At 57.5% G+C, this 12,647-nt stretch carries 7 protein-coding genes and 1 tRNA gene; all 8 read left to right on the forward strand.

Translation table 11 applies throughout. The annotated features are described in order from the left end of the window. Positions 1 to 42: 42 nt before the first annotated feature. The 8 genes from rpoD (at position 43) to pqqF (ending at position 12,596) form a co-directional block, all read left to right on the forward strand. The gene (gene rpoD / locus EQV96_RS14435; RefSeq protein ID WP_094999924.1) at positions 43 to 1,890 is read left to right on the forward strand and encodes an RNA polymerase sigma factor RpoD; all 1,848 of its coding nucleotides are present in this window, start codon (positions 43 to 45) and stop codon (positions 1,888 to 1,890) included. A 117-nt stretch (positions 1,891 to 2,007) separates the two neighbouring features. Further along, complete coding sequence (locus EQV96_RS14440) at positions 2,008 to 5,364, forward strand: EAL domain-containing protein (RefSeq protein ID WP_240882203.1); 3,357 nt, start codon at positions 2,008 to 2,010, stop codon at positions 5,362 to 5,364. A gap of 30 nt (positions 5,365 to 5,394) precedes the next feature. After that, positions 5,395 to 5,471 (forward strand) — tRNA-Ile (locus EQV96_RS14445). Between the two features lie 232 nt (positions 5,472 to 5,703). Further along, positions 5,704 to 6,870: a Fic family protein gene (locus EQV96_RS14450; protein ID WP_240882148.1), complete on the forward strand. Its 1,167-nt coding sequence runs from the start codon at positions 5,704 to 5,706 to the stop codon at positions 6,868 to 6,870. Between the two features lie 32 nt (positions 6,871 to 6,902). Next, on the forward strand, positions 6,903 to 7,355 hold the full coding sequence (locus tag EQV96_RS14455) for an Lrp/AsnC family transcriptional regulator (protein ID WP_016782458.1): 453 nt from the start codon (positions 6,903 to 6,905) through the stop codon (positions 7,353 to 7,355). A gap of 150 nt (positions 7,356 to 7,505) precedes the next feature. Continuing rightward, positions 7,506 to 9,188, forward strand: coding sequence for an NAD(P)/FAD-dependent oxidoreductase (locus EQV96_RS14460; RefSeq protein ID WP_095019493.1), 1,683 nt, complete (start codon positions 7,506 to 7,508; stop codon positions 9,186 to 9,188). 135 nt (positions 9,189 to 9,323) lie between these two features. Continuing rightward, positions 9,324 to 10,118 (forward strand): carbon-nitrogen hydrolase family protein, encoded by a 795-nt coding sequence (locus EQV96_RS14465; RefSeq protein WP_240882149.1) that lies wholly within the window; start codon positions 9,324 to 9,326, stop codon positions 10,116 to 10,118. Positions 10,119 to 10,157: 39 nt separating this feature from the next. After that, positions 10,158 to 12,596: a pyrroloquinoline quinone biosynthesis protein PqqF gene (pqqF, locus tag EQV96_RS14470; RefSeq protein WP_240882150.1), complete on the forward strand. Its 2,439-nt coding sequence runs from the start codon at positions 10,158 to 10,160 to the stop codon at positions 12,594 to 12,596. Positions 12,597 to 12,647 lie beyond the last annotated feature (51 nt).

The raw sequence follows: 12,647 nt of genomic DNA on the forward strand, positions 1-12,647 counted from the left end.
GCTTGTTTTTTGCCCGCCAAGACCTTCAGTGGATAGGGTGTTATGTCCGGAAAAGCGCAACAGCAGTCTCGTATCAAAGAGTTGATCACCCTCGGCCGTGAGCAGAAGTATCTGACTTACGCAGAGGTCAACGACCACCTGCCCGAAGATATTTCAGATCCGGAGCAAGTGGAAGACATCATCCGCATGATTAATGACATGGGGATCCCCGTACACGAGAGTGCTCCGGATGCGGACGCCCTTATGTTGGCCGATGCCGACACCGACGAAGCAGCAGCTGAAGAAGCGGCTGCAGCGTTGGCGGCAGTAGAGACCGACATTGGTCGTACTACCGACCCTGTGCGCATGTATATGCGTGAAATGGGCACGGTAGAACTGCTGACACGTGAAGGCGAAATCGAAATCGCCAAGCGTATCGAAGAAGGCATCCGTGAAGTGATGGGCGCAATCGCGCACTTCCCTGGCACGGTTGACCATATTCTCTCCGAGTACACTCGCGTCACCACCGAAGGTGGCCGCCTGTCCGACGTTCTGAGCGGTTATATCGACCCGGACGACGGTATTGCGCCGCCCGCAGCCGAAGTACCTCCTCCTGTCGACACCAAGGTGAAAGCCGAAGGTGATGACGAAGAGGACGACAAGGAAGATTCCGGCGAAGACGAGGAAGAGGTCGAAAGCGGCCCTGATCCGATCATCGCGGCCCAGCGCTTTGGCGCTGTTTCCGATCAGATGGAAATCGCTCGCAAGGCCCTGAAAAAGCACGGTCGCGGCAGCAAGCAGGCAATTGCCGAGCTGGTTGCACTGGCTGAGCTGTTCATGCCGATCAAACTGGTTCCGAAGCAATTCGAAGGCCTGGTTGAGCGTGTTCGCAGCGCCCTGGAGCGTCTGCGTGCACAAGAGCGCGCAATCATGCAGCTGTGTGTACGTGATGCACGCATGCCGCGCACCGATTTCCTGCGCCTGTTCCCGGGCAACGAAGTCGACGAAAGCTGGAGCGATGCGCTGGCCAAAGGCAAAAGCAAATATGCTGAAGCCATTGGTCGCCTGCAACCGGACATCATCCGTTGCCAGCAAAAGCTCTCTGCTCTGGAAGCAGAAACAGGCTTGAAGATTGCCGAGATCAAGGACATCAACCGTCGCATGTCGATCGGCGAGGCCAAGGCCCGCCGCGCGAAGAAAGAAATGGTTGAAGCCAACTTGCGTCTGGTGATCTCCATCGCCAAGAAGTACACCAACCGTGGCCTGCAGTTCCTCGATCTGATCCAGGAAGGCAACATCGGCTTGATGAAAGCGGTAGACAAGTTTGAATACCGCCGCGGCTACAAATTCTCGACTTATGCCACCTGGTGGATCCGTCAGGCGATCACTCGCTCGATCGCCGACCAGGCCCGCACCATCCGTATTCCGGTGCACATGATCGAGACGATCAACAAGCTCAACCGTATTTCCCGTCAGATGTTGCAGGAAATGGGCCGTGAACCGACCCCGGAAGAGCTGGGCGAACGCATGGAAATGCCTGAGGATAAAATCCGCAAGGTATTGAAGATCGCTAAAGAGCCGATCTCCATGGAAACACCGATCGGTGATGACGAAGACTCCCATCTGGGTGACTTCATCGAAGACTCGACCATGCAGTCGCCAATCGATGTTGCTACCGTTGAGAGCCTTAAAGAAGCGACACGCGACGTACTCGGCGGCCTCACAGCCCGTGAAGCCAAGGTACTGCGCATGCGTTTCGGTATCGACATGAATACCGACCACACCCTTGAGGAGGTTGGTAAACAGTTCGACGTTACCCGTGAGCGGATTCGTCAGATCGAAGCCAAGGCGCTGCGCAAGCTGCGCCACCCGACGAGAAGCGAGCATTTGCGCTCCTTCCTCGACGAGTGACAACAAAACCCCCGGCCCTGCCGGGGGTTTTGCTTTACAGCTAAAAACCTCCTGCTCCCTCCCCTCCGCCACAGCCCGACTACACTGGATGCATCCAGGTGTATTGAAGGGATGCGTATGTCACGCTTGCTGGCTACCCTGCTTCTGTCACTTCTCGTTTGGACCTCTGGCGCCCAAGCCCTGACGTTCACCGATGAAGAACAGCAATGGCTCAAAGAGCACCCCGAACTGCTCCTCGGCATCGATACCACATGGCCGCCTTTTGAGTTCCTCAACGCACAGGGCACCTATACAGGCCTCGCTGCCGACTATGTAAACCTGATCACCAACCAGTTGGGCGTAAGCGTCAAGCAAGTCGCTGCGTCAAGCTGGAGCGAAGTCCTGGAGCAAACCAAGGAAGGCAAACTCGACTGGTTACCCGGCGTCATGTCGACCCCCGAGCGCCAAAAACGCCTGGCATTTACCCGGCCCTATCTGGACTTCCCCATTGTCATCCTCGCCCACAAGGGCGGCGCGGCGCCTAAAAATATCCAGGAACTCTACGGCCTCAGAGTGGGTGTAATTGAAAACTACGCCCCCCACGAATTACTGCGCGCTCAACACCCTGACCTCAACATCGTCGCCCTGCCCAACGTCAGCTCGGCGTTGCAGGCTCTGGCCACGGACCAGGTGGATGCCATGGTGGGTGATCTGGCTTCCAGCGTATGGAGCTTGCGCCAGCTCAAGCTCGATGGCCTGTACGTCAGCGGGGAAACCCCGTATCGCTTTCAATTGGCCATGGCCGTTCCTAAAAACCAGACCGTTCTGCTAGGACTGCTGGACAAGGTGCTGGCCAATATAAGCCCGAGTGAAACCCAGCGCATTCAGCAGCACTGGGTAGGCGATATCAACGATTACCGACCCCTGTGGCGCACCCTGCTGCTCTATGTCCTGCCTGGCATACTGCTGCTGATCATCATTTTGTTCGTAGTCATCCGCATCAACCGACGCCTGAGCTCCGAGATTTCCCGGCGAACCACCCTCGAACAGGAACTGCGCAGCAGCGAGGATCACTACAAGGGGTTGATTGAAAGCCTTTCGGCTATTGCCTGGGAAGCACAGCTGGACAACGACACCTATACCTATGTCTCCCCCCAGGCCGAAGCCTTGCTCGGCTATCCAGTCTCTGACTGGCTAAGCCCGGGGTTCTGGAAACGGGTCGTTCACCCCGATGACCTGCCCAGAATCCAGGCCTGGCGTAAAAAAGAGATCAGCGCAGGCCACGATCACAGCTTGGACTATCGGGTGATCACCGCAGAGGGCAACATCCTCTGGCTACGGGACATTGCCAGTATCACGACCCACAATCAGCAAGCCGTGGTTCGCGGCTTGCTGATCAATATCAGCGAAACCAAGCAGACTGAAGAAGCCTTGCTTCTTTCCGAAGAAAAGTTTGCCAAAGCATTTCATGCATCGCTGGACGGCCTTTTACTGAGCCGTCAAAGCGATGGCCTGATACTCGAGATCAACGAAGGTTTCAGCCGGGTCATCGGCTATGACAGTGCCAGTGCCTTGTACCACTCAACCCTGGAACTGCAATTGTGGGTCGACCCCCATGAGCGCCGTGAATTGCTTACGGTCCTGGAAAAAAACGGCTTTGTGCGCGACTTCACCTGCCATATCCGACACAAGGACGGACAAGTTCGCCTCTGTGAAATCTCCAGCTACCCGTTGCTGATCGGCGCCGACGACTGCATTTTGACCATCGTCCACGACATTACCGAACGGCATCAGATGCAGGAAAAACTTCTGCAAACAGCCACCGTGTTCGAGAGCACGGCCGAAGGCATCATCTTTACCGATCCCGAGCAAAAAATTACCGCGGTCAACCGGGCCTTCGGCGAAATCACCGGTTACTCCGAAAGTGAAGTCCTGGGCCAGACGCCGCGCATGCTGGGGTCTGGCCGACACGACAAACTGTTCTTTGCAACCATGTGGTACCAGCTATCGACCGCTGACAACTGGCAGGGCGAAATCTTCAATAGACGCAAAAACGGTGAAATCTACCCCAGCTGGATGACCATCAGCGCCGTGCGCAACAACAATGATGTGGTGACACATTTCGTCGCCGTATTTTCTGATATTTCCACCCTCAAACTGGCCCAGGAACGCCTTGATCACCAGGCCCACCACGACCCGCTGACCAACCTTCCCAACCGTTTGCTGTTTGAAAGCCGGGTGCGCCAGGTACTCTCCGATCAGCGGCGCAATGATCAACATAGCGCGGTGCTGTTTCTGGACCTTGATCGCTTCAAGAACATCAATGACAGCCTCGGGCACCCTGTGGGCGATCAGTTGCTGAGGGGCATCGCAGCCCGCCTCACCGAACAATTGCGCGACATCGACACGGTTGCCCGTCTTGGCGGCGATGAATTTATCGTCCTGCTGCCTGGGCTCAAACACCCGGAAGATGCACAGAAGATTGCCGAAAAGCTGCTGAACAGCTTCAACGAACCCTTTCTGACCGACGAAAGCGAACTGTTTATCAGCGCCAGCGTCGGTATCAGCATCTACCCGGATGATGGCGACGACGTGGCCACACTGATCAAAAATGCCGATATCGCGATGTACCACTCCAAACTCAAAGGGCGCAATCGCGTCGAACGTTACAGCCACGACCTTAACTCCCAGACCAGTGCCCGCATCCTTCTGGGCCAGGAACTGCGCCGCGCCCTGGAGCGAGGCCAGGTCTCACTGCTGTATCAGCCCAAAGTCCGGTTGCGCGACCATACGCTGGCTGGCGCCGAAGCACTGTTGCATTGGAACCACCCTCTACTCGGAGGAATCTCACATGAGCGCTTGATTCATCTGGCAGAAGAAAACGGCATGATCATTCAAATTGGTGACTGGATGCTCGAGCGTGCGTGCCAGCAACTGTGCTCATGGAATCAACTGTACAAGCCCTTTGGACCCATCTCGGTCAACCTTGCCAGCGCCCAATTACACCAGCCGGGGCTGATGGCGCACATTCAGCAACTGCTCGAAACCTGCAAGCTCAAACCCGAGAGCCTGAAACTGAAAATCACCGAAACTTTTCTCACCGGCCAGACCGAAGCGGCATTTGATGCCCTGCATCGGCTCAAACAACTGGGAGTAAAACTGTCCATCGACAATTTTGGTACTGGCAACTCGTCCCTCAGTTACCTGAAGCGCTTGCCGTTGGACACGTTGAAAATCGACCCGTCATTTGTACATGGCTTGCCCGACGACCCCCATGATGCTGCCATCGTGCATGCCATCATCGCGCTGGGGCACAGCATGCACTTCACCATCATTGCCGACGGTGTTCAAAACCGGGAACAACAGATTTTCCTGGCGCAGGCAGGTTGCGAACTGATCCAGGGCGAGATCGTCAGCCCGCCGTTACTTCCCGAAAAATTTGCAGCAACTTTCCTTCACCTGGCAATTTCAGATCTTTCGGATAGCACTACTTAGAAACCATCGTTATAATCCGCGACCTACTGAGGGCCTATAGCTCAGTTGGTTAGAGCAGGGGACTCATAATCCCTTGGTCGTAGGTTCGAGTCCTACTGGGCCCACCATACTCAAAGCCGCGCACTGCGCGGCTTTTGTGTTTCCGGGGTTTGGGATTTTGCTTTTCAAAACGCCCAGAAAACCGGTTTGCGTCCACAAAACGTCCACAGGCCAGCTCTATAGTCCTTTCGTCGGCTTACCCTGCATCCCAGGTTAGACAGTGAGCCGATTAGCCGGCATTATCGGCTCACTATATGAGCCGAATATATTCATTAATCGGCTCATAGACGAGTAAAGCCCATGAACGATTCCCCCTGGATCTGGCAACAGCCCGGCTGGCCAAACTTTAGCTGGCAAGCTGAGATGCTTAACCCGCTATTGCGTGCCTGCACCCAGGCTCAGGGCCGTTTGCTGGGGATGATTGGCGCTGTCGGAAGTGATAATGAAGCGCTCAACAGCCTGGACACCATGCTGCAAAACATCGTTACCTCATCAGCCATTGAGGGCGAACAGCTGAATGCAGGCTCTGTACGTTCATCCCTGGCTCGCCGCATGGGGCTGACCGGAACAGGTCGCACAACTGCACGCTCCGAAGGCTTGGCACAATTGTTGTTCGATGCCACAAGTGCGAATCAACGCTTGCTGGATCTTGAACGCCTCTATAAGTGGCACTGCTGGCTGTTCCCCGGCGAGGACAAGCTGTTGGCCCGCCCACTGCACACTGGCACGCTGCGCGGCGAAGAACCCATGCAGGTAGTATCCGGGCCCCTCCACCACCCCACCGTGCATTTTGAAGCACCACCACGTGCCGGGCTGGAAGAGCAACTGGGCGACTTCCTCACTTGGTTCGAGGGCAGCAGAATCGATGTCAGCCTTGATCCTTTACTACGTGCTGGCATTGCCCACTTTTGGTTCGTTACCTTGCATCCGTTCGATGACGGCAACGGCCGCCTCACTCGCACGCTCACCGATTTGGCATTGGCCCAGAGTGAGCAGCAATCCATCCGCTTCTATGCCATGTCAGCCAGCATTCTTGATGACCGCACCGGTTATTACCGAATTCTGGAGTCCAGCCAGAAAGGCACACTGGATATCACTCCTTGGTTGCAGTGGTTTCTAGCCACGCTGCTTAAAAGCCTGGAGCAAGCCCTTGCCCGGATTGAACGAGTATTGAGCAAGGCCCGTTTCTGGCAACTACACCGCGACCAGGCCCTGCTAGCCGAACAGCTCAAGGTGCTGAACCACCTGCTCGACGGTGGCGAACGCGGCTTCGAGAACGGTATAAACGCCGCTCAATACCAAGCCGTGACCAAAGTCTCCAAGGCTACCGCGACCCGCCACCTAGGTGACCTGCTTGCGAAAGGCTGCATCACTCGCCTGCCTGGCAGTGGGCGCAGCACACGCTACCAAATTCAGTACGGCGTCAGCCTCCAAGGTGACCAGACACTGAGTAGCAAACTCGACTAAGACCAACAATCACGCAGCCCCTGGAGCCACCCTTGCCTGACACCCGCCCCCCTGCACTGGATGAAATCGACCGTCAATTGATCGCGGCCTTGCAGCTCAATGCCCGGGAAAGCGTGGCAATGCTGGCACGCCAATTGGGGATTGCCCGCACCACCGTGACATCACGCCTGGCGCGGCTGGAGAAAACCGGGGTGATTACCGGCTACGGGGTTCGCTTGGGCCAGCGCCTGATTGATGGCGGCCTGCAGGCCTATGTCGGGATTACCGTGCAGCCACGCTCCGGCAAGGACGTGGTGCGACGCTTGAGTGCGATGGCCCAGGTGCAGCAACTGTGCGCAGTCAGTGGCGAATTCGATTACGTGGCTTGGCTGCGCAGCGATTCACCCGAGCAGCTGGACCAGTTGCTCGATCAGATCGGCAGTGTCGAAGGCGTCGAGAAAACCACCACCTCAATCATCCTCAGCAGCAAAGTTGATCGCGGATAAGTCACATCGACTAGCCGCTTCGTCATATTGACTAAATAAAAGTCATAACGACGACAGTTTGCGTCTTATTTACGTGTTCTGCGCTGCCTATCATGGTGCCTGTCTTTTTCTATACTCAAGGTAAAGCTTGGGTCGCCAGCAAGGTCAGCCATGAACAAGAATAATCGTCACCCTGTCGACGGTAAAAAACCCGTCACCATCTTCGGCCCGGACTTCCCGTTTGCCTTCGATGACTGGATCGAACACCCCGCTGGCCTGGGCAGTATTCCCACACATAAACTTGGCGCTGAGGTAGCGATTGTCGGTGCTGGCATGGCCGGGATGGTGGCGGCCTACGAGTTGATGAAGCTGGGCCTCAAACCCGTGGTATATGAAGCCTCGAAAATGGGTGGGCGCCTGCGCTCGCAAGCCTTTGAGGGCAGTGAAGGGGTGATTGCCGAGCTCGGCGGCATGCGCTTTCCGGTGTCTTCAACAGCGTTTTACCACTATGTCGACAAGCTGGGGCTGGAGACCAAACCCTTCCCCAACCCGCTGACCCCTGCTTCCGGCAGTACGGTTATCGACCTCGAAGGGCAAACCTTCTACGCACAAAAACTGGCGGATCTGCCTGCCCTGTTTCAGGAAGTGGCCGACGCCTGGGCCGATGCGCTGGAGGAAGGTTCGCGCTTTGGCGATATTCAGCAAGCCATCCGTGACCGCGACGTCCCTCGCCTCAAAGAACTGTGGAACACGCTGGTTCCTCTGTGGGACGACCGCACGTTCTACGACTTCGTCGCGACCTCCAAGGCCTTTGCCAAACTGTCATTCCAGCACCGCGAAGTGTTTGGCCAGGTGGGTTTCGGTACTGGCGGATGGGATTCGGACTTCCCCAACTCGATGCTGGAAATCTTCCGGGTGGTGATGACCAACTGCGACGACCATCAGCATCTGGTCGTTGGCGGTGTCGAGCAAGTGCCACTGGGAATCTGGCGCCACGCCCCCGAACGCTGTGCCCATTGGCCTGCAGGCACCAGCCTGAGTTCGCTGCACAACGGCGCACCTCGCACCGGGGTCAAGGCGATCTCTCGCACACAAGATGGGATGTTTTCCGTCACTGACATTCTCGGTGTCACACGCCCCTACGAAGCCGTGCTGGTCACATGTCAAAGCTGGCTACTGACCACCCAGATCGAATGCGAAGAGTCGCTGTTCTCACAGAAGCTGTGGATGGCCCTTGACCGTACGCGCTACATGCAATCATCGAAAACCTTTGTCATGGTCGACCGCCCGTTCTGGAAGGACAAAGACCCGGAAACCGGCCGCGACCTGATGAGCATGACCCTCACCGACCGCCTGACCCGTGGCACCTACCTGTTCGACAACGGCGACGACAAGCCGGGGGTGATATGCCTGTCGTACTCGTGGATGAGCGATGCGCTGAAAATGCTCCCGCACCCTGTGGAAAAGCGCGTGAAGCTGGCCCTCGACTCGCTGAAAAAGATTTATCCGAAGGTGGATATCGCCAGCCGCATCATCGGCGACCCGATCACCATTTCATGGGAGGCAGACCCGCATTTCCTGGGCGCCTTCAAGGGTGCACTGCCGGGGCATTACCGCTACAACCAGCGGATGTATGCGCACTTCATGCAACAGGACATGCCCGCAGAACAACGCGGGATCTTTATTGCCGGCGATGACGTGTCGTGGACCCCGGCCTGGGTTGAGGGCGCGGTGCAGACTTCATTGAACGCGGTCTGGGGCATCATGCATCACTTTGGCGGCAGCACCCATGCGGCCAACCCGGGGCCGGGAGATGTGTTCCACGAAATTGGCCCGATTGCGCTGCCGGATTGACCCCGCAGGGTGAATTGATTCCAGTGGGAGCGGGCTTGCTCGCGATTCAGGCAACGCGGTGCATCAGGCATATCGGGTGGATGCCATCGCGAGCACGCCCGCTCCCACACCAACAGTCAACACCAGGAGAACCCCATGCGCATCGCCCTTTACCAATGCCCGCCTCTGCCCTTGGATGTTGCGGGCAATCTGCAGCGTTTGCGTGAAACAGCCCAGCAAGCCGATAACATTGACCTGCTGGTGTTGCCCGAAATGTTCCTCACCGGCTACAACATCGGCGCGCAAGCCGTAGCCGAACTCGCACAAGCCCACGACGACGACGCCGCACAGCAAATTGCCAAACTGGCCAAAGCCACGGGCATGGCCATTGTGTACGGCTACCCCGAGCGCGGTGCAGACGGACATATCTACAACAGTGCACAGTTGATCGACGCACACGGCAAAAGTCTGTGCAACTACCGCAAGACTCACCTGTTCGGCGAACTCGATCACTCGATGTTCAGCCAGGGCCCCGACTCATTCCCGGTCATTGAACTCAACGGCTGGAAGCTCGGCCTGCTGATCTGCTACGACCTCGAGTTTCCGGAAAACACCCGCAGGCTGGCCTTGGCCGGAGCTGAAGTGATTGTGGTACCCACCGCGAATATGGTGCCCTTCGAGTTCATCGCCGATGTCACCGTGCGTTGCCGCGCTTTCGAAAACCACTGCTATGTAGCCTACGCCAACTACTGTGGCCATGAAGGCGAGATCCATTACTGCGGCCAAAGCAGCATCGCCGCACCCAACGGCAAGCAGATTGCCCTGGCCGAACAGGATGAGACCCTGCTGGTGGCAACGTTGCAACGCCAACAGCTGACTGATGCAAAAACCGGCAACTTTTACCTCGCAGACCGTCGGCCCGAGCTATATGGCGAGCTGAGCAAGGGCTAAATCCGCTAGCATGAGCGCTTCTCTGTTCCGGAAGTGCCCATGCCTGCGCTGAACCACCCTCACACCCAACGTCTGACCCTTGAAAACGGCCTGACCCTCTGCGTGCGCCACGAGCCGCGCCTCAAGCGCTGCGCGGCCGTTTTAAGGGTCGCCGCAGGCAGCCATGATGTGCCTGCGGCCTGGCCGGGCCTGGCGCACTTCCTTGAACACTTGCTGTTTCTGGGCACCGCACGCTTCCCGGCGGCAGACAACCTGATGGCCTGGGTACAGCGCCACGGCGGTCAGGTCAATGCCAGAACCTGCGAGCGACATACCGACTTTTTTTTCGAACTGCCAATGGGTGCTTTCGAAGGGGGTCTTGAACGCTTGTGCGACATGCTCGCCCATCCGCGCATGACTCTGCCTGACCAACTGCGTGAACGTGAAGTGCTACATGCCGAATTTATTGCCTGGGCCCGTGAGCCTTCGGCACAGCGTGAGATCAAACTGTTCCAGCCATTGAACCCGGCCCATCCACTGCGCGCATTCCATGCCGGTAACCGTTATAGCCTGCCAGTACCTCGCGAGGGTTTTCAGCAAGCCCTGAAAGGTTTCTACCAGACCTTTTATCAGGCCGGACAAATGACCTTGAGCCTGAGCGGCCCGTCGGCAATCCGTGAACTGAGCACCCTGGCCGAGCGCTGCAGCGCTGTGTTGCGCCCCGGCAAAGCCGTGCAACAGGCCGATGCACCCGCCTTGATGACCGGTCAGCAGCGACATTATCAACACATTGACGGCTCGCGCCTGAGCCTGATGTTTGCCCTGGAACAGCTGCCGCCGGAGTCTGACAAGGCGCTGGAGTTCCTGTGCAACTGGATCAATGCCGACAAAGCCGGCGGTCTGTTCGCACAGTTACGCCAGCAGCAACTGATCGACACCCTTAAGGCCACGTCGCTCTACTGCTTCAAAGACCAGGCACTGCTACAGATTGAGTTCACTGCAACCAACGCCATTGCCCAACATGCCACGCTAATCAGCGACACCTTCCATGACTGGCTGGGGTTCTTCCGCGCACAACAGGACTGGCCAGCGTTACGTGAAGAGTTCTGTCTGCTGCAACAACGCCAGCAAGACATCAGTGGCGCACTGGAGCTTGCTCGAAGTGACTGCAAGCAACATGTGCCCGGCTTATCGGATCAAGGCGTAACAACCCTCAAGGTCGTGCTGGGGCAGCTGCAGCCAGGGGCAATGCAGTTATCGCACCATGCCTGGCAACTGCCAGCGCCCAATCCATTTCTGCAAGCAGCGAAGGAGCCGGTGAGTGCCGGCCTGATTCGCGGGCAAACCAGCGCTCACCGTGGTTTGCGCACCTTTGCCCAGGATCGTTTGCGCAGTCGCCGCGACGTGTCTGCCATGAGTTTCAGCACGGCAATACCCAACCTCAGCGGCGAAGCAGCGATTTACCTGCGCTGGCGTTTGCCCGCTACACCTGCCGACAACCCGATGCCTGCGCTGCAGAACAGCCTGCGCCCGTTGATCCAGGATGCTCGTGACGCTGGTGTCGAACTTTCGCTCAACGCTTTGGGCAATGACTGGCTGCTGAAGATGTACGGTTACCACGAGCCGATGCCCGCCATTCTGGAAAGCGCCCTGCGTACGCTCGCCAGCCCGTGCACCGGGCAATCAGCCGGCACGCCCCCTGAGGCGACGTTGATGCCCATTCGCCAACTGCTCAAGCGCCTGCCCGAACTGTGCCCGCCCGCTGGCGAAAGTGACGGGTCCCACAATTGGTCAGAAACACGCTGGGACGGGCTGGCAGTCGGCCTGCCATCTGCCACACAGGCCTTGATTGGCCCCGTGCTGAACAAGGTGCCTGGTACCCCGGATGCGCAACTGACGCTTCAGTCCGGGCATCCTGTCGAGCGCCATTGGCACACAGTACCCTGTGATTCCAGCGAACACGCACTGCTGCTGTTTTGCCCGGCCGCCGAGGCCACAGTGGCGGGCGAAGCTGCCTGGCGTCTGCTTGCCCAAGTGGCGCAAACCCCTTTCTATCAACGCCTGCGGGTTGAACTGCAATTGGGATACGCGGTGTTCAGTGGCTTGCGCCAAATCAATGGCCAAACCGGCCTGCTGTTTGGTGTGCAATCGCCCCACGCGAGCACGGCACAAATCTTTGAGCACATCCGTAACTTCCTCGTAGATTTGCCAAATCTGGTCTCGGCACTGGATGAAACATCTTTCACCCAGGCCCGCGCCGCCCTGGCACAGCAATTCTCAAGTGAGGCCCTGGGCGTGTCCCAGGCCAGCGAATTGCTATGGCAAAGCAAGCTGGCAGGCCACCCGTCGGATTACCTGACAGCCCTCTACACTGCGCTTATGGCGCTGGATCAAGACACTACACTCAAGGCTGCGCAGCAAACCACACAACCTGACAGCCGCTGGTTATGTGTGGCTACCGGTCCTGTAACTGAAACGTTTTATCCAGGAAGAAGCTGATAATTACCAACCCTGCAAAGGGCTTTCTTCGACATTGGGCGTTCAAAAAGC

Origin of the sequence: Pseudomonas sp. TMW22080 (assembly GCF_022496745.1) — a bacterium.
Classification (GTDB): domain Bacteria; phylum Pseudomonadota; class Gammaproteobacteria; order Pseudomonadales; family Pseudomonadaceae; genus Aquipseudomonas; species Aquipseudomonas bubulae.

What these genes read in the sequence shown, in the direction of transcription:
- EQV96_RS14460 (WP_095019493.1), top strand. Translation starts at nt 7,506, where the DNA reads ATGAACAAGAATAATCGTCACCCTGTCGACGGTAAAAAACCCGTCACC.
- pqqF (WP_240882150.1), top strand. Translation starts at nt 10,158, where the DNA reads ATGCCTGCGCTGAACCACCCTCACACCCAACGTCTGACCCTTGAAAAC.
- EQV96_RS14465 (WP_240882149.1), top strand. Translation starts at nt 9,324, where the DNA reads ATGCGCATCGCCCTTTACCAATGCCCGCCTCTGCCCTTGGATGTTGCG.
- rpoD (WP_094999924.1), top strand. Translation starts at nt 43, where the DNA reads ATGTCCGGAAAAGCGCAACAGCAGTCTCGTATCAAAGAGTTGATCACC.
- EQV96_RS14440 (WP_240882203.1), top strand. Translation starts at nt 2,008, where the DNA reads ATGTCACGCTTGCTGGCTACCCTGCTTCTGTCACTTCTCGTTTGGACC.
- EQV96_RS14450 (WP_240882148.1), top strand. Translation starts at nt 5,704, where the DNA reads ATGAACGATTCCCCCTGGATCTGGCAACAGCCCGGCTGGCCAAACTTT.